Here is a 243-nt window from a genome sequence, read left to right as displayed (position 1 = left end):
ACATCGTCGCCCACATCGACGAAGGGCTTGCAGGCTACCGGCAGGGCACCCGCACCAACCGGCGGTCGCAGCTGCTGCGGGTCGCCGAAGCCCTGCTCCACCCGTCACTCGCACCGCGCGCCCTCCCCGCCATGCGGGCATCCGACCCAACCACGCCGTACAGCGACGACGAAGTTGTCCTGCTTCGCGAATGGGCGAAGGCAGAGAAGAAGACCCACAGCCGTGACGACGCACTCGTCCTCC

The 243-nt window shown here is 68.3% G+C and carries 1 protein-coding gene; it reads left to right on the top strand.

The window, feature by feature from the left end; translation table 11 throughout:
• Window positions 1–243, top strand: a 243-nt coding sequence (locus AC1RPW_RS08635; protein ID WP_481769552.1) for a hypothetical protein, incomplete at both ends; no start/stop codon positions are given.

This window comes from Dellaglioa sp. CoH-55-MRSF-8 (genome assembly GCF_056782195.1).
Note: the sequence above shows the minus strand (reverse complement) of the source record. Positions and strands in the feature narration are given on the sequence as shown.